The 20,783-nt window shown below is 70.7% G+C and carries 14 protein-coding genes (1 of these 14 running past the window's edge); 6 read left to right on the forward strand and 8 right to left on the reverse strand.

All coding sequences use genetic code 11. From position 1 onward, the window contains the following. On the forward strand, window positions 1-7,305 hold the 3' portion of the coding sequence (locus FMP39_RS24645) for a non-ribosomal peptide synthetase (RefSeq protein WP_141592658.1). 6,129 nt of this gene lie to the left of the window's left edge; 7,305 of the gene's 13,434 nt are visible here — the last part of the coding sequence; the start codon falls outside the window, past its left edge; it ends in the stop codon at window positions 7,303-7,305. Further along, window positions 7,302-7,766 (forward strand): DUF2269 domain-containing protein, encoded by a 465-nt coding sequence (locus FMP39_RS24650; RefSeq protein ID WP_141592659.1) that lies wholly within the window; start codon window positions 7,302-7,304, stop codon window positions 7,764-7,766. Before FMP39_RS24645 ends, FMP39_RS24650 begins: the two co-directional genes overlap by 4 nt. A gap of 85 nt (window positions 7,767-7,851) precedes the next feature. Here the strand turns inward: FMP39_RS24650 and FMP39_RS24655 are convergent, their stop codons facing one another. The 4 genes from FMP39_RS24655 to FMP39_RS24675 form a co-directional block, all read right to left on the reverse strand. Continuing rightward, a complete protein-coding gene (locus FMP39_RS24655; protein WP_141592660.1) occupies window positions 7,852-9,357 on the reverse strand; it encodes a DEAD/DEAH box helicase in 1,506 nt (501 codons plus the stop codon). Window positions 9,358-9,706: 349 nt separating this feature from the next. Continuing rightward, complete coding sequence (gene fusA, locus FMP39_RS24660) at window positions 9,707-11,815, reverse strand: elongation factor G (protein ID WP_141592661.1); 2,109 nt, start codon at window positions 11,813-11,815, stop codon at window positions 9,707-9,709. Between the two features lie 434 nt (window positions 11,816-12,249). Then, window positions 12,250-13,440 (reverse strand): cyclic nucleotide-binding domain-containing protein, encoded by a 1,191-nt coding sequence (locus FMP39_RS24670; RefSeq protein ID WP_141592663.1) that lies wholly within the window; start codon window positions 13,438-13,440, stop codon window positions 12,250-12,252. A gap of 118 nt (window positions 13,441-13,558) precedes the next feature. Continuing rightward, entirely contained in the window at window positions 13,559-14,035 is a 477-nt protein-coding gene (locus FMP39_RS24675) for an FKBP-type peptidyl-prolyl cis-trans isomerase (protein WP_228558298.1), read from the reverse strand. 170 nt (window positions 14,036-14,205) lie between these two features. On the opposite strand from FMP39_RS24675, the gene FMP39_RS24680 reads away from it, so the two are divergent. Further along, window positions 14,206-15,402, forward strand: coding sequence for a metallophosphoesterase (locus FMP39_RS24680; RefSeq protein WP_141592665.1), 1,197 nt, complete (start codon window positions 14,206-14,208; stop codon window positions 15,400-15,402). Between the two features lie 15 nt (window positions 15,403-15,417). Here FMP39_RS24680 and FMP39_RS24685 read toward each other — a convergent pair whose 3' ends face one another. After that, window positions 15,418-16,182 carry a ZIP family metal transporter gene (locus FMP39_RS24685; protein ID WP_194858550.1) on the reverse strand — a complete coding sequence of 255 codons (765 nt, stop codon included), beginning with the start codon at window positions 16,180-16,182 and terminating at the stop codon, window positions 15,418-15,420. Window positions 16,183-16,374: 192 nt separating this feature from the next. On the opposite strand from FMP39_RS24685, the gene FMP39_RS24690 reads away from it, so the two are divergent. The 3 genes from FMP39_RS24690 to FMP39_RS24700 are packed head-to-tail and all read left to right on the forward strand — an operon-like array spanning window position 16,375 to window position 17,920. Continuing rightward, window positions 16,375-16,926: an RNA polymerase sigma factor gene (locus FMP39_RS24690; protein ID WP_141592667.1), complete on the forward strand. Its 552-nt coding sequence runs from the start codon at window positions 16,375-16,377 to the stop codon at window positions 16,924-16,926. Then, the gene (locus FMP39_RS24695) at window positions 16,923-17,588 is read left to right on the forward strand and encodes a DUF1109 family protein (protein ID WP_141592668.1); all 666 of its coding nucleotides are present in this window, start codon (window positions 16,923-16,925) and stop codon (window positions 17,586-17,588) included. The genes FMP39_RS24690 and FMP39_RS24695 overlap by 4 nt, the downstream gene beginning before the upstream one ends. Next, window positions 17,585-17,920 carry a Carotenogenesis protein CarS gene (locus tag FMP39_RS24700; protein ID WP_141592669.1) on the forward strand — a complete coding sequence of 112 codons (336 nt, stop codon included), beginning with the start codon at window positions 17,585-17,587 and terminating at the stop codon, window positions 17,918-17,920. The genes FMP39_RS24695 and FMP39_RS24700 overlap by 4 nt, the downstream gene beginning before the upstream one ends. 16 nt (window positions 17,921-17,936) lie before the next feature. On the opposite strand, the gene FMP39_RS24705 is transcribed toward FMP39_RS24700, so the two are convergent. From FMP39_RS24705 to FMP39_RS24715, 3 genes are read right to left on the reverse strand one after another with little or no spacing between them, the layout of a single operon-like run. Beyond that, entirely contained in the window at window positions 17,937-18,449 is a 513-nt protein-coding gene (locus FMP39_RS24705) for a hypothetical protein (RefSeq protein ID WP_141592670.1), read from the reverse strand. A 50-nt stretch (window positions 18,450-18,499) separates the two neighbouring features. Further along, the gene (locus tag FMP39_RS24710; protein WP_228558299.1) at window positions 18,500-19,555 is read right to left on the reverse strand and encodes a hypothetical protein; all 1,056 of its coding nucleotides are present in this window, start codon (window positions 19,553-19,555) and stop codon (window positions 18,500-18,502) included. 60 nt (window positions 19,556-19,615) lie between these two features. Then, window positions 19,616-20,773, reverse strand: a complete 1,158-nt coding sequence (locus tag FMP39_RS24715; protein ID WP_141592672.1) for an AI-2E family transporter — start codon at window positions 20,771-20,773, stop codon at window positions 19,616-19,618. Window positions 20,774-20,783: the final 10 nt, after the last annotated feature.

Raw genomic sequence — 20,783 nt, forward strand, 5'->3', positions numbered from 1 at the left:
CTGGGCGGGCACTCGCTGCTCGCGATGCAGGTCGTCGCGCGGATTCGCGGCGACGTGGACGCTGCGTTCCGCGTCTCCGACCTCTTCGAGAATCCGACCATCGCCTCCTTGAGCCGGGTGCTCGATGCCCGCCGGGGAAGCCAGACGCTGACGCTTGCCCGGATTGAACCGGCGCCCGAGGGCGCCGCCATTCCGCTGTCATTCTCCCAGGAACGGCTCTGGTTCCTGGATCAGCTCTACCCCGGCACCGCGGCCTACAACCTGCCCATGGCGCTGCGGCTGACGGGAACATTGGACGTCAGTGCCTTCCAGGAAAGCCTGTCCGACATCGTCCGGCGGCACCCCGTGCTCGGGATGCGCTTCGTCGAGCGAGATGGCCGCGTGTGGCAAGAGCCGCGGGCGAACCAGGGCGTTCCGTTCGAGCAGGTCACCCTGGGAGAGACGTCCCCCGAAGCGCTTCGCCTGCTCATCGCGGAGGAGGCCACGCGACCGTTCGACCTGACGAACGGCCCGCTGTTCCGCGCGAAGCTGTTCCGGCTCGACGAGGCGGCACACGTCGTCGTCGCGACGATGCATCACACCGTCGGTGACGGCTGGTCCATCAGCGTGCTCGTCCGTGAGCTCTCCCAGCTCTATGCCGGACGTGTCTCCGGCCAGCCGGTGACGCTGCCGGAGCTCCCCGTCGACTACCGGGACTTCGCGTACCAGCAGCGGCGGCACCTCCAGGGCGAGGTGCTGGAGCAGCGGCTCGACCACTGGCGGAAGAAGCTTCATGGCGCGCCGTCGGCCCTGGACCTGCCCATGGACCGGCCTCGTCCTCCCCGGACGAGCATGCGCGGCGCCACCGAGCGCATCGCCCTGGGCAAGGCGCTGAGCGAGGCCATCGAGGCCCTGAGCCTGCGCACGGGTGGAACCAGCTTCATGGTCCTCATGGGCGGCTTCGCGGCCTACCTGGCGCGCATCACCGGGCAGGATGACATCGTCATCGGCACGCCCGTGGCCAACCGCGACCGCGCGGAGCTCGAGTCCCTGATTGGCTTCTTCGTCGGGACCCTGCCACTGCGCATCGACCTGTCCGCCAATCCGACCTTCGAGGAGCTCGTCGCGCGCGTCCGTGCCTCCGCGCTGGAGGCCTACGCGTACCAGGACGTTCCCCTGGAGAAGATTGTCGAGGCGCTCGGCGTCGAGCGGAACCTGAGCCACGCCCCGCTGTTCCAGGTGATGTTGATGCTGCAGAACACCCCGGAGGGCCACCTGAGCCTTCCGGGGCTGGCGCTGGAGCCCATCGACCTGGAGATCCAGAGCGCGAAGTTCGACCTCACCTTGAGCTTCGAGCCCACGCGCGAAGGGCTGTCCGGCGTCATCGAGTACAGCACGGACCTCTTCGACGCGGACCGCATCGAGCGGATGGTCGCCCACCTCCAGGTGCTCTTCGCCGACGCGGTGGCGCATCCGGAGAAGCGGTTGTCAGAGCTCGCGCTCCTCCCCGAGCAGGAGCGCGGCGTCGTCGCCGCGTTCACCCAGGGGCGCGTGGTGGCGCCCACGCGCCACGTCCCGGCCCACCGGCTCGTGGAGGAACACGCGGAGCGAACGCCGGATGCCTTCGCGCTCGAACTGGGGCAAGAGCGGCTCACGTATGGCGAGCTGAACCGCCGGGCCAACCGCGCCGCGCACCAGCTCATCGCGATGGGCGCCGGCCCGGAGAAGCTGGTGGCCCTGGCCGTGCCTCGGTCGTTCGAGATGCTCATCGGCCTGCTCGCCATCTGGAAGGCCGGGGCGGCCTACGTCCCGCTCGACCTCTCGTACCCGAAGGATCGACTCGACGGCATCCTGGAGGACTCGGGCGCCGCGCTCATGGTGAGCACCCATGCGGCGGAGCAGAAGTGGCGCGCGCCGCAGGTGCGCACGCTCTGGCTGGACGAGCCCGCGGATGCCGCGCCCACCGGCAATCCCGACAGTGGCGTTCGCATGGAGAACGCCGCCTACGTCATCTACACCTCGGGCTCCACGGGCAGACCCAAGGGCGTGATTCTGGAGCACCGGGGGCTCGCGAACGTCATCGAGATGCAGCGGCACGAGCTGGGCGCCGACGCGGGCTGCGTCATGCTCCAGTTCTCCTCCATCTCCTTCGACGTCTCGGCCTGGGAAATCGTCATGGCCCTGACCAACGGGGGCCGGCTCGTGGTGGCCCCTGCGGACACGCTGCTCGCGGGCGACGAACTGGCCAAGGTGCTGCTGGCTCACGGCGTCACGCACATGGTGCTGCCCCCGACGTCGTATGCGGCGCTCCCCACCGACCGCGAGTACCCCGCGCTTCGCATGCTGACGTCCGCGGGAGAGGCCCTTCCGCCAGAGGTCGTCCACACGTGGGCGCGGCCCGGCGTCCAGTTCGTCAACGCCTATGGCCCCACCGAGGTGTCCATCATCAGCACGCTCGGCCACTGCCGACAGGACGACCCGGGTGCTCCGCCCATCGGGCGCCCCGCCCTAAACCTGGAGGGGTACGTCCTGGACCGCCACGGCGCACTGCTGCCCATTGGCGTCCCGGGCGAGCTGCACATCGGAGGCGTCGGTGTCGCCCGCGGTTACCTGAACCGCGAGGAGCTCACGCGCGAGAAGTTCATCCCGCATCCGTTCAAGCCCGACGCACGGCTGTACCGGAGCGGAGACCTGGTCCGCTGGCGCAAGGATGGCAACCTCGAGTACCTCGGGCGCATCGACCATCAGGTCAAGCTCCGTGGCTATCGCATCGAACTGGGTGAAATCGAAGCGGTGCTGGCCTCCTACCCCGGTGTGGCGAAGGCCGTGGCCAACGTTCATTCCGCGGGTGCCCAGGGGGGCGTGAAGACGCTGATTGCCTATGTCGTCTCGGCCCAGCCCGTGGAGGTGCACGCGCTCCGTGAGTACGCCCGGAAGAAGCTCCCGGAGTTCATGGTGCCCGCGCAGTTCATCCACCTGGAGGAGCTGCCGTTGTCGTCCAGCGGCAAGGTGGACAAGCGACGTCTACCGCCGCCGCGCTTCGAGGCGTCCGCGAGCGAGACGCGCTTCGTGCCCCCGCGTACGCCCACCGAGCAGACGCTGGCCTCGCTGTGGGAATCGCTCCTGGAGCGCCGTCCGATTGGCGCGGAGGACAACTTCTTCGACTTGGGCGGGCACTCGCTTCTGGCCGCGCAGGTCATGAGCCGCGTGCGGAGGACGTTCGGTGTCGACGTGCCCCTCTCCGCCATCTTCGAGCAGCCGACGCTGACGGCACTGGCGGCGCTGATTGCCGCCAAGGAGGCCGCACCCCAGCTTCCGCCGCTGGTCCGGCTGACGAGTCCCGGGGACCGGCCCCTTTCGTTCGCGCAGGAGCGGCTGCGATTCCTCGCCGAGCTCGAAGGAGAGAGCGCGGCCTACAACATCCCCATCGCGTTCACGTTGCGCGGCGCGCTGGACGAGGCTGCGTTGCGACGGAGCCTCCAGCGCGTGCTGGAGCGCCATGAGGTCCTCCGGACGAACTTCCCGCTCGTCGACGGTCTTCCGGTGGCCCGGGTGGCCGACGCGGTGCTCACGCTGACCACAGAGGACCTCCGCCACGCCGGCGCGGCAAGCCTCGACCAGCGGCTGGCCGAGGAGTCCGCCCGGCCCTTCGCGCTGGACGTGGGCCCCGTGGTGCGCGTGCACCTGTTCAAGCGCGCGGACGATGAACACGTGCTCCTCGTGGCCATGCACCACATCGTGTCCGACGGCTGGTCTTTCGGCGTGATGATGCGTGAGTTCTCCGCGTTCTACGCCGCGGAGGTCCGGGGCGAGCCCCTGGCGCTTCCAGCCCTCCCCATCCAGTACACGGACTACGCGGCGTGGCAGCGGAGCTGGCTCAACGGCCAGGCCCGGGAGCATCAGCTCGGCCATTGGCGCAAGGCGCTCGCGGGTGCGCCCGCCGTGCTGGACCTGCCGACTGACAGGCCCCGGCCCGCGGTCCGGAGTCACCGGGGTGCCACCGAGCCGCTGGCGTTGGCGCCCGACGTGGCCCAGGCCCTCACCTCGCTCTGCCGTGAGCAAGGGGTGACGGCCTACATGGCATTGCTCGCCGCCTTTGGCGCCTACCTGGGCCGGGTGAGTGGGCAGGATGACGTAGTCATCGGCTCACCGTTCGCCGGCCGCCGCATCGCGGAGACGGAGCCGCTCATCGGGTTCTTCGTGAACTCGCTGCCCCTGCGCATCGACCTGGGCGGCGAGCCCACGTTCCTCGAGCTCCTCCAGCGCGTCCGCCGCCAGGTGCTCGACGCCCATGAGCACCAGGACGTCCCTTTCGAAAAGCTGGTCGAGGTGCTCAAGCCGGAGCGCGTGCTCGGAACCAGTCCGCTCTTCCAGGTGATGCTCGCGTACCAGCAGACGCACACCGCGAAGATGGCGCTGCCGGGCCTGGAGGTCACCCCGGTGGCCATCCCCAGCGGCGCCGCCAAGTTCGACCTCACCCTGACGCTGTCCGAGACGGCCCAGGGGTTCGAAGGCGTGCTGGAATACGACCGCGACCTCTTCGACGCCTGGCGCATCCAGGCGATGGTGCGCCAGTTGACGGGCTTCATCACGCGGCTGGCCGCCGAACCGCGGTTGAAGGTCGTGGATGTCGACTTGCTGGGCGCCGAGGAGCGTGCCCGGCTCACGCCTCGCGCACCGGAGGCGACACCGTCCCTTCCCGCCGTGCACGAGGTCATCGCGGCCCAGGCGGCGAAGACGCCGACGGCCATCGCCGTCGAGGCCGAGGACGGCACGCTCACCTACGCGGCCTTGGAGGCTCGCGCGAACGCCGTTGCCCAGACGCTGGTCCAGCGCGGCGTCACGCCGGGCTCCCTGGTGGCCCTCGCCGTGGAACGCTCCGTGGGGATGATGGCGGGGCTGCTCGGCATCCTCAAGGCGGGCGCGGCCTACGTCCCGCTCGACCCAGCCTACCCTCGCGAGCGGCTGACGTTCATGCTCGAGGACAGCGGCGCGCGGGTGGTCGTCACGCAAGCGCACCTCACCTCGCGGTTCCCGGGGTCCGACGTGGTGGTGCTCGGGGACGACACCCTGGAGTCGTTCGAGCCACGGAGCGGCGCGCTGGCGTACTGCCTGTTCACCTCCGGCTCGACGGGACAGCCCAAGGGCGTGCTGATTGAGCACTCCGCCCTGGCCAACCACATGGCGTGGATGGACGACGCCATGCCGCTGGGACATGAGGACCGGGTGCTCCAGCGCACGTCGCTCAGCTTCGACGCCTCGGTCTGGGAGCTGTTCGCGCCGCTGATGGTGGGCGCCCGGCTGGTGCTGGCGCCGCACGGCCTTGGCGCGGATACGGAGCACCTGGCCCGCGTGCTGCGCGAGCGCGACGTCTCCGTGCTCCAACTGGTGCCCTCGCTGCTGACGGCGCTGGTGGAGGAGCCCAGCTTCGCGAACCTCCCGGCGCTCCGGCGCGTCTGCGTGGGTGGAGAGCCCCTGCCCTCCGCGACCGTCGCCACGCTCTTCAGCCGTTCGAAGGCGGAAGTGTGGAACCTCTACGGACCGACAGAGGCGACCATCGATTCGCTGGCGCACCGGTGCCTTCCCGGACAGGTGGGCACGCATGGCCCGACCGAGCCCATTGGCCTGCCCATCCACCGGATGGAGGCGCTCATCCTGGATGGCAGGCTTCGCCCTGTCCCAGAGGGTGTCCCCGGAGAGCTCTATCTCGCGGGGCCCGGCCTGGCGCGCGGATACCTCAATCGCCCGGAGCTGACGCAGTCGCGCTTCATCGAACACGCCTTCCCTGGAGGCCCGACGCTGCGCATGTACAAGACGGGTGACGTGGTCCGCCGGCTGGCGGATGGCACGTTCCTGTTCGTGGGCCGCGCCGACCGGCAGGTGAAGCTGCGCGGGCATCGCATCGAGCTGGGCGAGGTCGAAGCCGCCATTGCCCGGCACCCGGCGGTGCGTGAAGCCGTCGCGCTGGTGCGCGGCACGGGTGGAGACTCCCGGCTGGTGGCCTTCGTGGTGCCCCATGCGTCCGCGCAGCGCCCCGAGCCCACCGAGCTCCGGAGCTTCGTCGAGCAGCAGCTCACGGCGAACATGGTGCCTGGGCAGTTCGTCCTCCTGGACGCGCTGCCGCTCGCGCCCAACGGAAAGGTGGACACGCGAGCGCTGAGCGCGATGGAGCTCGCCGACGCGCGCGTCACCGCCCTGGAGGGCCTGCCGCGTGATGCCCTGGAGCTGGAGCTGGTCCGGCTCTTCGAGGAGGTGCTCGGCGTGCGCGCCGTGGGCATCCACGACAGCTTCTTCGACCTGGGCGGCCACTCGCTGCTGGCGCTCAAGATGAAGCTCGCGGTGGAGAAGCGCCTGGACCGCCCGCTTCCGCTGGTGTCCCTGTTCAGGAACCCGACGCCCGCGCAGCTCACGGCGGTCCTCCGGACCGAGAACGCGGCCGTCTCTCCGCTGGTGCCGCTCACCCCCGAGGCCCACGCACTCATGGCCGCCGGCGCCGCGAACTCGAACCGGACGCCGGTGCTCTACCTGGTGCCCGGTGGAGGCTCGACGCCGTTCTACCTGTTGTCCCTCGCCAGACACCTGGAAGGCGTCGCCGTGTTCGGCCTCCAGCCGCAGGGCCTGGATGGCGACGTGCCACCTCACGAGACGGTGGAGGCCATCGCCACGTGGTACGCGGACGCCATCCTGGCCATGCAGCCCGAAGGCCCCTACTCCGTCGGTGGACACTCCATGGGCGGACACATCGCCTACGAGCTGGCCCAGGAGCTCAAGGCCCGCGGACGCGAGGTGGGCGTCGTCGCCATGCTGGATACCCTGGCGCCCTTCCCCGACGTCACCCGGCCGCAGGGCGAGGGCTGGGACACGGCGCAGTGGATGCTCCACCTCGCCGGCATCATGGAGGCGTTCTTCAACGTGAAGATCGACCTCGCCCTGCCTGAAGTGCGCGCCATGGGCGAAGCCGAGCGGCTCCAGTTCTTCGTCGCACGGCTCCAGGCCGCGGCGGTCCTCCCCGAAGGCGCGCAGCCCGTCCACGTGCAGGGCATCCTCAACGTGGCGCGGGCCCATGACGCCCTGAACTACCGGCCCCGCCGTGGACAACCGGTGCCCCTGGCGGTGTTCCGCGCGGAGGACCGCAGTGGCCCCAGCACGGCGGCGCTCGACGCGCTCGTGCAAGACGGCACGCTCGGCTGGAGCCAGTTGACGCAGCAGGCCTGCTCGGCCTACCCCGTCCCTGGCACCCACCTGTCGCTGCTCCGCGACCCGCACGCGGCGGTGCTCGCCCAGCACCTGCTCGCGCTCATTCCCAGTCCGACACCCGCCCCATGAACGTCCACAACGTCCTGAAGCTCCTGCACCTCATCGCCGTCGTGGTGTTCCTGGGCGACATCGTCGTGACGGCCGTGTGGCGGTTGCTCGCGGACAGGACGCGCGAGCCTCGGGTGATTGTCTATGCCCTGCGGCTGGTGCAGTTCACCGACAAGTACCTGCTGGTGCCCAGCGTCTTCGCGCTCGCCGCCACCGGCATGCTGCGCGCGCACCTCCAGGACATCCCCCTGTGGACGAACCCGGCGCTTGCCGCGGGACAGGTCTGCTTCATGCTGTGCGGCATCGTCTGGCAGCTCACGCTGCGCCCCATCCAGGCGCGGCAGTTGGCCATGGCCGAGGCGCTCGGCGACACCGGGGCCTCGTTCGATGACTACCTGCTGCTCACGCAGAAGTGGTTCCGCTGGGGCATCCTGGCCATGGCGCTCGCCTTCGGCTCCATGGCGCTGATGGTCCTCCACTGACATGCGAAAGGGAGCCCGCCCCATTGGCGCGAGCTCCCTTTCTGGACTTCACGGCGGGCCGGAGCCGCCGCCTGGCCTCAGCCGCTCAGAACCACTTGGGCGACGGGCGACGCGGAGGAAGCGGGGAGGCCTCGGGGGCCTTCGCAGGAGCCTGCGCCACCGCGGGACGGCCGCCACCCGAACCCCTGGAACCGCCCTGGCCACCCCGGCTGGCGTTGCCACCGGAGCCACCCGAGCCCTGCGCCGAGCGGCCACCCTCGGGACGGCCCTGTCCACGGCCTCCGCCGCCAGCGCCACCACGGCCCCCCCGGCGGCGGCGCGAAGCCCCCGCGGAGTGTCCGCCTCCACCACCGTTGCCCGCGGGACGCGGCGTGCCCTGGGGCCTCCCACCGTTGCCCGAAGGACGGGCCTCCGGCGCGGCGCCGGACGCATGACTCACGGGACGCGGCGCGGGCTGGCCCGAGCGGTACGGATGGTCCTCCACCACGGGCACGTTGCGGCGGATGGTGCGCTCGATGTCGCGCAGGTACGCGCGCTCCTCGGCGTCGCAGAAGGACACCGCGGTGCCACTGGCCCCCGCGCGGCCCGTGCGGCCAATGCGGTGCACGTACTGCTCCGGCACGTTGGGCAGGTCGTAGTTGACGACGTAGCTCAGCCCGTCGATGTCGATGCCGCGCGCGGCGATGTCCGTGGCCACGAGCACGCGGAGCGTCCCGGAGCGGAACTCGTCGAGCGCGCGCTCACGGGCATTCTGGCTCTTGTTGCCGTGGATGGCCGCCGAGCTGACGCCCGCGCCCTCCAGCTGCTTCGCCACCCGGTTCGCGCCGTGCTTGGTGCGGGTGAAGACGAGCGCGCGGTGGATGTTGCCTTCCTTCAGCAGGTGCGTCAGCAGCCCGCGCTTCTGCTCGCGCTCCACGAAGTACACCTGCTGGCTCACCGTCTCCGCGGTGCTGGACGCCGGCGTCACCTCCACGCGGATGGGGTCCGTGAGGATGCTGCGCGCCAGGTCCACGATGTCCGGGGGCAGCGTGGCGCTGAAGAACAGCGTCTGCCGCTTGGGCGGCAGCGCCTTGATGACGCGCCGCACGTCGTGGATGAAGCCCATGTCGAGCATGCGGTCCGCCTCGTCGAGCACGAACACCTCGAGCGAGCGCAGCGACACGAAGCCCTGCTCCATCAGGTCGAGCAGGCGGCCCGGCGTGGCCACCAGCACATCCACGCCACTGCGCAGCATCTGGACCTGCGGATTCTGGCCCACGCCACCGAAGATGACGGCGTGACGCAGGGGAAGCCCCTTGCCGTAGGTCCCGAAGCTGTCGCCCACCTGCCCCGCCAGTTCGCGCGTGGGCGTCAGGACCAGGCAGCGCACCGGGCGCGCCCCGCCCGCGGGCGCCTTGGCGGACAGCCGCTGGAGGATGGGCAGCGCGAAGGCCGCCGTCTTGCCCGTGCCCGTCTGGGCCACGCCGAGCACATCCCGCCCGGCCAGCGCGTGGGGGATGGCCTTCTGCTGGATGGGCGTGGGGGTGGTGTAACCCTCTGCCTTGACGGCGCGCAGGAGGGTGTCGTGAAGCTGAAGATCGTCGAAAGTCATGGGTTCCTGACGTTGAAGTGAGCCCGCCTCCTCCCCAGGGGAGGAAGCCCGCGCAGCGCGCCCAGTCGGACGTATGTCCGGGGCGCCTGGCGGTGCGCGGTCGGGCCCGGCCGGCCGAACCGCTTTGGGAACGGATGGGAACAGGGGGTCTCCCCTGCCCATTCCGGAGAATCGGCGCGGGACCCTGCACTTTCCCGTCCCGGAAGTCCCGTGAAATCAACGGCTTGCTTTCCGGTTTTGTGGCCCCTGATGGACATTTGTACAGGGTGCAGTTCCTTCCAAGTCGAAAGACCCGGAATGTCCTACAGGCCCCGGGAGCCACTCCTGGCTCCCGGGCCCGCCCTTCACCTCAGGCCCGGGCCTCCGCCGTGTAAGAGGCCTGGAGTGCCTCTGGCACCGGCTCGTACGCGCCCAGACGCATGCTGGCCTGGGCCCGGCCCTGGGTGCGGCCTCGCAGCCCGGTGACGTAGCCGAAGAGGCTGGCCATGGGCACCCGCGCGGAGACGAGCCGCACCACGCCGCGCGCCTCCATGCCCAGCACCCGCCCCCGCCGTGCCGCCAGGTCTCCCAACACCTCGCCGAGGTACTCCTCGGGCGTGGTGACCTCCACCTCCATCACCGGCTCCAACTGCTGCACGCCCGCCCTGTGCGCCGCCGCCTGGAGCGCCAGGGAGCCGGCCACGGCGAAGGCCTGGGGCGTGGAGTCACGCACGTGCGTGTCCCCATCCAAGAGCCGCACCTCCACGTCCACCAGCGGCACGCCGTCCCGCACGCCTCGGGCCATGGCCCCGGCTACGCCCTTCTCGATGGCGGGCACCAGCTCCTTGGGAATGGTGCCCCCGCGCGTGTCGTCCGTGAAGACGAGCCCCGCGCCACGCGGCGCCGGCCCCACGTCCAGCACCACGTACGCGTACTGTCCGGGCCCGCCCGACTGGCGGACGTGGCGGTACTCCTGCCGCACCTGACGCCGGAGCGTGTCGCGCCAGGCCACCTTGGGCTGGCCCACGCGGGCCTCCACGCCGTGCTCTGTCCTCAAGCGGTCCACCACCACCTCCAGGTGCAGCTCACCCATGCCGGACAGCAGCACCTGGCCGCTCTCCGGGTCCACGCCCACACGCAGCGACGGGTCCTCCGCCGCCAGCCGGTGCAGGCCGTCCTCCAGCTTCGTCAGCTCCGCGGGCGAGCGCGCCTCCACGGCGAGCTGCACCACGGGCTCCATGACGCCCAGCGACTCCAGCACCACGGGCTCCGCCGGGTCGCACAACGTGTCGCCCGTGCGCACGCCCTTCAGGCCCAGCGCCGCGCAGATGTCTCCCGCATGGACCTCCGCCACTTCTTCGCGGCGGTTGGCGTGCATGAACATCAAGCGCCCCACCCGCTCACGCCGCCCGGTGGCGGGGTTGAGCAGGACGGTGCCCGCGCGCAGCGTGCCCGAATAGACGCGGAGGAACACGATGCCGCCCACGGCCTTGTCGCTCATGAGCTTGAAGGCCAGGGCGCAAGGCGGCCCCGAATCGGATACGGGCCGGGACACACGCTCCTCCTTGCCCGGGACAAAGCCCTCCACGGCGGGCATGTCCGACGGCGCGGGGAGGTAGTTGACGACGGCGTCCAGCAACATCTGCACTCCCTTCTTCTTGAAGGCCGACCCGCACAGCACCGGCACCAGCGTCCGCGCGAGGGTGCCCGAGCGAAGCGCGCGCTCCAGGTCCTCCGCGGTGATGTCCTCCAGCCGCCCGTCCACGAACTTCTCCAGCACGGTGGCGTCCTCGTCCGCGCACGCCTCGATGAGCCGCAGCCGCTGCGCCTCCACCTCCGCGCGCACGGCTTCCGGCACGGCCTGGCCGTCGACGAAGCTTCCGTCCTCCCTGTCGAACATCACGGCCCGCATGCGCACCAGGTCCACCAGCCCGCGGAACTCCGAGCCCTCGCCCAGGGGCCACTGCACGGCCACCGGCCGCGCGCCCAGCCGCGCCTGGATGGACGCGACGCTCATGGCGAAGTCCGCGCCCACCTTGTCCATCTTGTTGATGAAGGCGATGCGCGGCACGTGGTACCGGTCCGCCTGCCGCCACACCGCCTCCGACTGAGGCTCCACGCCCTGGCTCGCGTCGAAGACGGCGACCGCGCCGTCCAGCACGCGCAGCGAGCGCTCCACTTCGATGGTGAAGTCCACGTGCCCTGGGGTGTCCAGGACGTTGATGCGGTGGGGTACACCCGCGCCCATCCCCTGCCGGGGTTGCCAGAACGCGGTGGTGGCCGCGGAGGTGATGGTGATGCCGCGCTGCTTCTCCTGCGGCAGCCAGTCCATCTCCGTGGCTCCGTCGTGCACCTCGCCCACGGAGTGGATACGACCGGTGAAGAAGAGGACACGCTCGGTGAGCGTCGTCTTCCCCGCGTCGATGTGCGCCATGATGCCGATGTTGCGGTACCGCTCGATGCGTGTGTGGCGAGACATGAAGGACTCCCGTTCCCGTCGAGCAGCGAGGCCCGCGGGTTGAATTGAGGCGCTGGTTGAAAGAAAGGGATGACGCCGCGAACGCCTCAGCGGCACGCACGCGCGACTCGCCGGAGGGGCACGTCAGGCCCGCTCAGGGACGCGTGAGGACGCACGAAGACGCGGCAAGAGAGAGGGCGGAGCCAGGGCTCACGGCACACGGGAACCAGCCAACCCGCGCGCCGGAGACACCGGTCCGCCAACTCAAATGTCGAGCAGAACCTCGTGACGGGGGGCGAGGCACACGTCCGCCGCCGGCGCGAACGTGCGCGCACACAGCAGGACGTTGAAGAAGACGGGCCTCATGATGCGTTTGAAATAAAGCACAGACACCGTGTTGTCAATCCGGGCGCGGGTGCGAATACGCGAGCCCGGAATGACAGACATGCGCGCTGTCAGGTGCTGAGCGCCCGCACGCGCGCCGCGAGGTTGTGCGTGAAGAGGCGGAAGATGCGCAGCGCCGCCGCGTCATGCGTGTCCAGGTAGTGCTGGAAACCCGCGCGGGTGACGCGCAGCGCGCGGACCGCCGTGCGCGCGCGGACCTGGGCGGACACCGGGGCATCCTGCACCAGGGAGATTTCTCCCAGGTAGGCGCCAGGCCCCAGCGTGTTGAGCCGGCGCGCGTCCGTCTCCGGCCCGCTGAACACGTCCACCTCGCCCTCCAGGAGCACGAAGAGGCCGCTGCCCGGCGAGCCCTTCTCCAGCAGCACCGCGCCCGCCGGGATGAGCACCTGCCGCGCCACGCGGTACAGGTCCTTCATGTCCTCGAGCGACAGCTCTCCGAAGATGGGGATGGCCTTCAGGTAGTGGTAGCCATTGGACTCCGGCGCCGCCGCGTTCGAGGGCAGACGCGCGATGACGGCCTCGGCCTCTGCGTCCATGCCCAGGCGGCGCAGCAGCCGGGCCTTCTCCGCCGCCAGCGCCGGGTCTCCCCGTGCCGACTCCGTGCCGCGCACCGTGTCGGCCAGGAGCGCCAGCGCACGCCGCGTGAAGCCCTCGCCATCCAGCAGCTTGCACATCCGCAGCACGGACTCCAGGTGACGCGGGTCACCGGAGGGAACGCTCGCGAGCGCTTCCACCTCCGCGTGCGGCTGGCCCAGCTCGCGGTAGAGCTGCGCCGCCTCGTACGGACGCCCCAGGCGCACCAGGCAGTGCGCCATGGCCTCACGCGCGCCCAGGCCGCGGTAGGCCTCCAGCGCACGCTCCATGGCGCCGCCCCGCTCGAAGGCGGCCGCGGCGCGCTCCACCTCACCCGCGCGCAGGTACGCCTCCGCCGCGTCCACGTAACGCCCGCCCTGGACGTACAGCTCCGCCACCAGGGCCGCGGCGCCGCAGCCATCCAGCAGGCGCGCGGCGCCCGAGAAGTCGCGGGCCTGGCGCAGGACTTCCGCCAGACGCTGGCGCTCCGCCACCGCGGCCTGCGCGGCCTCCTTCTGCAGCCGCTCGCGCTGGGAGCACCCCAGCTCCTCGTAGAGCTGCGCCGCCACCTCGGACGACGGCTGCATGAGCAGCCCGTGGAACGCGCCCTCCCCCGGGACTGCTGCTCGGGGGCCTTCCAAACTCATCTCCGCCTCGGACCGCGACATCGCTCGCCTCCCCCATTCCGGGTCACCACGAACCTCCAGGCCGGTCCACGCCGACCCGAACTTCCCGGAAGACAAGGAAATCCTATAGCACGTCGGCGAGCGGAGTTCCTCGCCTCCGTCAGCGGACGGACACGAGCTCCGTGTCGAAGATGAGGACCGTGTACGGCGGAATCCGTCTACCCGAGCCGGTGGCGCCATACCCCAGGGACGACGGGATGACGAGGCGACGACGGCTCCCCACGCGCATGCCGGCGATGCCTTCATCCCAGCCCGCGATGACCTGCCCCACGCCCAGGGTGAAGCCGATGGCGGGCCCGTTGCCGGTGGCGTCGAAGCTGCGGCCGTCCGGCAGGTAGCCCGTGTAGCGCACCTGCACGCGCTTGCCCGCCTCGGCCTGCGCGCCATCCTCCACGACGAAGGTGTCCTGGATGTAGAGCCCGCTCTCCAGCCGGGTCATCTCGGCCAGGTTCACATTGAGCGACTCCGCGTACGTCACCTTGGTCGGGTCTCCCGAGTCGGGGTTGACGCTTTCGTCGTCGCCACAGCCGAGCAGCGAGACAGCCAGGAGCATGGGAACCAGCAGGGAGCGGAGCATGACGACCTCGAAGGGGTGCGTGAACCGGGAATCGGCCTCGCGGGATGGCGAAGCCTGCCCCGGCGCGGCGGCGTGGGAAAGGGGCCAGGGGTGTGCCCATGCCGCCTTCCCGCCTGCTCCCCTGGAATCCTGGAGCGCGGCGGGAACGCTTTCGTTATGCAGGATTCCCGATGCCACGCTGGGTCAGCCTGCTCCTCTTCTTCGTTCCCGTGCTCGCCGTCCTGTTGGTGGGCCATGTCTATCTCTACCGCCGGCTCGTCCGTGACGTGACGAAGCGCAAGTGGCTGCGGCGCACCGCCCAGGGGCTGTTCGCCGTGGGCTTCGTCGGAGCCCTGAGCGCGCGGGCCATTGGCTCCGTGCTGCCCTCCGAGGGCGCCCGGCGCCTGGGCATCGTCTTCCTCCTGTGGATTGGCCTGGTCCTCTACCTGCTCATGTTCACCCTGGCGGTGGACATGGTACGGGCCCTGGCCACGTGGCGTGAGCGCCGCAAGGCACGCGCGGAGACGACGGCCCCCACAGCGCCCGCGTCGCCGGAGCGCCGGGCGCTGCTGGGTCAGGGGCTCGCGGTGGGCGCGGGGCTCGCGGGCGTGGCGATGAGCTCCTACGGCGGCTGGCGCGCGTACCACCCACCCGATGTGCGGGACATCCCCGTGCGGCTGCCCCACCTGCCGCGCGAGCTGGAAGGCCTCACGCTGGTGCAACTCACCGACATCCACATCGGCGGGGTGATTCAGCGCCGCTTCATCGATGAGCTGGTGTCCCGCACCAACGCACTCAAGCCGGACGTCATCGCCATCACCGGGGACCTGGTGGACGGCTCCGTGAATGCGCTGGGAGTCTTCGCCGCCGGCCTGGGGAAGCTGAGCGCGCGGTACGGCACCTGGTTCGTCACCGGCAACCACGACTACTACTCGGGCGCCGATTCGTGGGTCGCCTTCCTGGAGGGGCTGGGCATCCGCACGCTGCGCAACCGCTCCGTGTCCATTGGCGACGGCGCGGCATCCTTCCAACTGGCGGGCGTGGACGACTGGAGCGCGCACCGCATGGGCGAGCGCGGCTATGACCTGGACGCGGCGCTGCGCGACGTGCGGCCCGACCGCGCCTCCGTGCTGCTGGCGCACCAGCCGTCCAACTTCGACGAGGTGGCCCGGCGCGGCGTGGGGCTCCAAGTCTCAGGGCACACGCACGGCGGACAGATGTTCCCGGGCAACCTGATGGGCGACCTCATCTGGGGAGACCGCAACGCGGGCCTGAGCCGCACGGGCGACTCACTCATCTACGTCAGCCGGGGCTGTGGCTTCGTGGGCCCACCCATGCGCGTGGGCGCGCCCCCGGAGATTGCCCGACTGGTGCTGCTGCCCGCGTAGTCCCCCCGGGCCGCGTCAGCCCAGCGACATGTCCAGCACCAGCGCGAGCACGAAGCCCCACATGAGGCCGGTGGTGGCCTCGCGCTCGAAGCCGCCGCGGTGGCTCTCCGGAATCATCTCGTGGCTGATGACATAGAGCATCGCCCCGCCCGCGAAGGCCAGTCCCCACGGCAGCAGCGCGGAGCTGAGTGACAGGGCCAGGAGGCCGAACAGCGCTCCGACCGGTTCCACCAGACCGGTGAGCAGCGCCAGGAACGCGGCGCGCGACGCGGACGCCCCCGTGGCTCGCAGTGCCAGCGCCACCACCAGGCCTTCGGGAATGTTCTGCGCGCCGATGCCCAGCGCCACCGACAGACCCAGCTTCGGCTGCGGCGCGGCGAAGGACACGCCCACCGCCAGGCCTTCCGGGAAGTTGTGCAGCGTCATGGCCAGCACGAACAGCAGCGCGCTGTTCCACTTCGCGCCGCCATGGCCCTCGTGCCCCTTGAGCACGTGTTCGTGCGGCATCAGGTCGTGCCACACGCGCAGGAACAGCCCACCCAGCAACACACCCGCCGCCACGCGCAGGGCCGCCGAAGGCCCGTCATGGCCCTGCCCTCTCACCAATTCCATCGAGGGGATGACCAGCGAGAAGGACGTGGCCGCCAGCATCACGCCCGCGCTGAAGCCCAACATCCGGTCCTGGGCCTTCCGGCTGAGCTCCGAGGTGACGAGCACCGGCAGCGCGCCCAGTCCCGTCGCCGTGCCCGCCAGCAGGCTTGCCACCAACCCCGCCCCCATGCCTTCGATGCTCCAATGGTCCACGCGTCCGAGGTGCCTCCGCGCCCAACACTAACGGCCTCGCCCTCCAGGGCAGGACGGGATGTTGCCGCCGTTCGCAACCCCGTGACTTTCCAGAGCTTTCCCCACCGAACCTCGAGAATCACGACCGCCGGAAACACTTTCGCAGGTGGCCCGTAGAGGAGTCGGGTGATGCGGAGCCAAACGGACGAAGCACTCATGGAACGGTTTCGCGACGGAGCACAGGACGCCTTCGAGGACCTCTTCGCGCGGCACGCGCCTCGGGTCCAAGGCTTCCTGGCCCGGATGGTGCGCAATGGCGCGCTCGCGGAAGATTTGCTCCAGGCCACCTTCTTGTCCGTCATCCGCTCGCGGGGCCGCTACGAGCCCGGCACCCGCTTCACCCCCTGGCTGATGACCATTGCCGCGAACGCCGCGCGCGACGCGCTGAGGCATCAGCGGCACGTCGACGCCTATGCATCCCAGGAGGACACCGAGACGCCCGCATCCCCGGCGCCGGATGACAGCGACCCGTCGCTGCGCAGGCACCTGCTGGACGCATTGCAACAACTCCACCCGGACCACCGTGAAGCCGTGGTGCTCAGCAAGGTGGAGGGCTGGTCCTTCGAGGAGATTGGCGCGCTGCGGGGCATCAGCCCTGGCGCCGCGCGGCTGCGGGCGCACCGGGGCTACGAGAAGCTGCGCGAGCTGCTGGGCGAGCTGGAGCTGGAGGTGGTGCGATGAAGCCACCGATGGACCTGGACTCGTTGCTCACCCAGACGCCCGCGAAGGACAGCGCCGCGCTGGAGCGCGTGCTCGCCGCGGCCCGGGGTGAACTGGCGCTTCGTCGTCCAGTGCGGCGCTGGCGCACGCAGGCCGTCTGGTTGATGGCGGCGTCGGCGGGACTGGGCCTGCTTGCGGCCGGGGTGATGCTCGCGGTGGGCGCGGTCACCGGCTCCCTGCTCCTGGCACGCGCGCCCCTGCTGGCCATGCTGGTGGGAACCAGCGCGGTGTGCGCCTGGGGCGCGCTGTCTCCCAAGGGCCGCTGGATGCGCCGGCTGGGCGTGTGTCTGGCGGTGGTCAGCGCGGCGGCCCTGGTGCTCGCACGGGGCGCGCCGCACAGTCCCCCATCGCTCCCGGGCTGGGTCTGCACCGTCAGTCACCTGGCCATTGGCGTGGTGCCGCTGGTGGTGGCGCTGTTCGCGCTGCGCGGGACCTTCTTCCAGCCGCTGCGCGCCGTGGTGGCGGGCCTGTCGGTGGGCTCGACGGGCGCGCTGCTCGGAGAGCTCGCCTGTGAGCAGGACTGGCGGCACGTCCTCTCCCACCACCTGCTCGCATGGGTCGTCATCACCGTCGTGCTGGTGGTCATCTCGAAGTCGCTCAAGCCCCGTTCCTACGCGCCATGATCCAGGACCCCTCACTCATCATCTGTCATGACGTGGACGGTGCACCGGTGCGCATTGGCGCGAAGGTGAAGGTCGTGCCGCACTCCGCGGACGGCACCATCAGCCAGCGCTTCCTGGGCCAGACGGGAATCGTCGTGGGGCTGGTGTTCGACGACCCGGCCACGCAGTACCCCGATGACCCGCTCATCCAGGTGCTCGTCGAAGGGCTGGGCGAAGACCTCTTCTTCCCGGAGGAGCTGGAGCTGGCCCCGGAGTGGGCTCGCAACCGGATTGCCCAGCACCGTCAGGCCGTGCGGGCCGGCGGCCGGAGTTCGCTGGAGCGCATGCCCTGACGTGGTGGGACCCGCATCAGCGCGCCTCCGACTGCGCTCGCGCGAACGCCACCGCCTGAGAAATCGCCTTGGAGCTGGGAAAGAGGCTCAGCGCCCGTTCCTCCACCTCCAGCGCCGCCTCCAGTTGTCCCTGCGCGCCCAGCGCGTGAATCCACCCCGCCCACGCTTCCTCCAGCAAGGCCATCGCGGCGCTGGCCGCGGAGGAGAAGGCGCGCTCCGCCTCATCCGGCGCCTGTCGCACCGAGACGAGGAAGTGTCCCAGCGCCAGCAGGGGCTCCGGGGCCCCCGCGGAGACGTCCGACGCGGAGCGGAGCACCTGCTCGGCCTCGGACACCGCGGCCTCCGGGGCCGCCGCTTCGTGCCGGCCGGCCAGCAACGTGCGACTCAACGACAGGAGATTGGGAACGAACGCGGGACAGCTCTGCGCCAGCGCGCGGTACGCCTCGAGCCGGTGACCGCCCTCCAGCGGCTCCGCGTTCGCCAGCTTCCACTTCCTGCGCAGCTCCTGGGGGGACACGTGCTCGGACATGTCCGCACCCTACGCCTCCGCCGCGCCGGAGTGGGAGCCGGCAACGCGCCTCAGTAGGACGCGGTGATGCCCCAGTGCAGACTGGAGTACGTCTCCGCCGCCACACCGCCCTCATTCCAGCCCAGCTTCGTGCCAGCGCCGGAGAACGTGTCCTGGAAGCGGGACAGGCGGAAGCGGACCGAGTAACCGAAGGGCCCCCAGATGTCGCCCCCGACGCCCAGCTCCGCCTCCCAGCCGAAGCTGGACACCGACGTGCCGTAGTCGCTGACCTCCGCGTCCAGCGCCGCGCTGCCGGCACCCAGGCCCTTGCCCGGCTTCGGGCTCAGGAAGAACTGACCCGCGCCCTCCAGCCGGACCCAGCGCAGCAGTGGCACCGACACCTCCAACCCCACGGCGGGGAACAAGCGGTGCGTCCCGGTGAGCGGGCTGTTGGAGGACGCGTCCACGTCGAAGGCGCGGGTGAGAAGGCCCGCGCGCAGCCCTGCATGGCCCAGCGACGCGTTCGCCTCCCCCATGCCAAAGAAGTAGCGGTACAGCGCCTGCGCGGTGAGCACCGAGTCGGTGGCCACCGCCTCGCGCGTGGTCGACCGGCCGGCGTCACTCGCCAGCGTCACGTTGGTGGAGGAATAGCCGCGCCGGTAACCCAGCGACAGGCCCAGGCCGCGCAGCAGGGATTCGCTGTTCGCCAGCGGCAGCAGCTCCAGCTCGGCGGCGATGCCCAGGTACGGCACCGACGACGCATAGCTCACCGTGTCCCCCAGGCGCTCGTTCGCCGGGAGCCGGTCATATTCGCCACAGGACTTCACGCCGGGCCGCGCGCAGGCGTTGCGCCACGTCGTCGTGCCCCCCAACGTCAGCCGCGCCAGGGGCGGGCGCGCCGGCGCGTCTCCCACCGTGCCGCCAGAGCCCGTATCCAGCGCCACCTCCAGGAAAGGGGCCTGCCGCTGCCGCGCATCTCCCTCCACCTCCCGCACCACGACGCTCGGCTTCGCCGGTCCCGAGTCCTTCCGCTTCGCCGCGGCGGCCAGGGCCTGCGGCGAGGCCAGTGCCACCGCCAGGGCACACCACAGCCCCCAGCGAACCATCGAGTGTCGGGCGGTCGTCATTCCCCAGGGAGGTTCACCCACCCCGTTGGGGAAGTCCAGGCTCGGCGGTTCTCCCACCGTTCAGGCGTTGAGCGTCGCGGCGGGTCCCATCGCCGGCGCCGCGGGAGCCATGCGGGAGGAGGCGGGCTCGGACACGGGAGGCTCCGACGTGTTCTCGTCATGGGCCGACAGGTGCTCGGCGCGGCCGATGCCCAGAAAGTCCCGGCGGTAGATGCGGACCATGGCCATGAAGATGGAGGCGATGAGCGGCCCCACCAGCAGGCCCATCATCCCGAACACGGCCAGCCCGCCGAACATGGACAGGAAGACGAGCAGCGGGTGCAGCGCCATGCGCGAACCACACAGCCGGGGCCGGATGACGTTGTCGATGCTGCCCACCAGGAAGGCGCCCCAGGCCAGGAGGAACACGCCCTCACTCACCTGGTTGGCGGCGATGAGCACCACGCCAATGGGCCCCCACACCAGGGCCGTGCCGCCCACGGGCACCAGCGCCACCAGCACCATGGCCGCGCCCCACACGCCGGCATGCGGCACCCCCGCGATGAGCAGCCCGACGAAGCCCACGGCGCCCTGGATGAGCGCGGTGACGGTGTTGCCATAGATGATGGCGTAGGCGACGTCGGTGAACTCGCGCGCGAAGGCCTCGAAGTAGCGCCTGTCCAGCGGGATGAGCCGCATGACCTCGGCCACCAGCCGGCGCCCGTCGAGGAAGAAGTAGTACATGGCCACGGACATCAGGAACAGGTTGATGACCAGGTCCGTGCCCGCCGCCGCCACGTCGCGCAGCAACGACGCGCCGCCCGTCATCGCGGCCAGGAGCGCCCGCTCCGTCTCCGCGCTGTCCACGTCCAGCCGGAGATAGCGCTCCAGGCCCAGCGGCAGGCTGGCGAGGAACGGGTGACGCAGGTGTTGCTGCTCCAACAGGACCTGCGCCTGGCCCACGAGCTGGAACACTTCCCGCGCCACCATCCACCCGACCAGCGCCAGCGGCGCCAGGATGAGGACGAACACGGTGACGGTGGACACCCCGGCGCTGAGAGACTTGCGGCCCCCCAGCTTCTGGCACAGGGAGTCCTGCACCGGCATGAACAGCACCACCAGGAAGCCGCCCAGCAACACCGGCATCAGGAACGGCAGCAGAATCCTGGAGAAGAGAATCAGCGCCAGGGCAAAGAGCCCGGCGAATACGAAATTGGACCACCGCCTCGAGTCAGCCACCGCCCCACCC

Origin of the sequence: Myxococcus sp. AB056 (genome assembly GCF_006547365.1) — a bacterium.
GTDB classification, from domain to species: Bacteria; Myxococcota; Myxococcia; order Myxococcales; family Myxococcaceae; genus Myxococcus; species Myxococcus virescens.

Bases quoted from the DNA above. Each gene is read 5' to 3' on its own strand.
- FMP39_RS24690 (WP_141592667.1), top strand. From the start codon at position 16,375: ATGCGGAGCCAAACGGACGAAGCACTCATGGAACGGTTTCGCGACGGA.
- FMP39_RS24680 (WP_141592665.1), top strand. From the start codon at position 14,206: ATGCCACGCTGGGTCAGCCTGCTCCTCTTCTTCGTTCCCGTGCTCGCC.
- FMP39_RS24710 (WP_228558299.1), bottom strand. From the start codon at position 19,555: ATGACGACCGCCCGACACTCGATGGTTCGCTGGGGGCTGTGGTGTGCC.
- FMP39_RS24695 (WP_141592668.1), top strand. From the start codon at position 16,923: ATGAAGCCACCGATGGACCTGGACTCGTTGCTCACCCAGACGCCCGCG.
- FMP39_RS24700 (WP_141592669.1), top strand. From the start codon at position 17,585: ATGATCCAGGACCCCTCACTCATCATCTGTCATGACGTGGACGGTGCA.
- FMP39_RS24685 (WP_194858550.1), bottom strand. From the start codon at position 16,182: ATGGGGGCGGGGTTGGTGGCAAGCCTGCTGGCGGGCACGGCGACGGGA.
- FMP39_RS24650 (WP_141592659.1), top strand. From the start codon at position 7,302: ATGAACGTCCACAACGTCCTGAAGCTCCTGCACCTCATCGCCGTCGTG.
- FMP39_RS24670 (WP_141592663.1), bottom strand. From the start codon at position 13,440: ATGTCGCGGTCCGAGGCGGAGATGAGTTTGGAAGGCCCCCGAGCAGCA.
- FMP39_RS24705 (WP_141592670.1), bottom strand. From the start codon at position 18,449: ATGTCCGAGCACGTGTCCCCCCAGGAGCTGCGCAGGAAGTGGAAGCTG.
- fusA (WP_141592661.1), bottom strand. From the start codon at position 11,815: ATGTCTCGCCACACACGCATCGAGCGGTACCGCAACATCGGCATCATG.
- FMP39_RS24675 (WP_228558298.1), bottom strand. From the start codon at position 14,035: ATGCTCCGCTCCCTGCTGGTTCCCATGCTCCTGGCTGTCTCGCTGCTC.
- FMP39_RS24655 (WP_141592660.1), bottom strand. From the start codon at position 9,357: ATGACTTTCGACGATCTTCAGCTTCACGACACCCTCCTGCGCGCCGTC.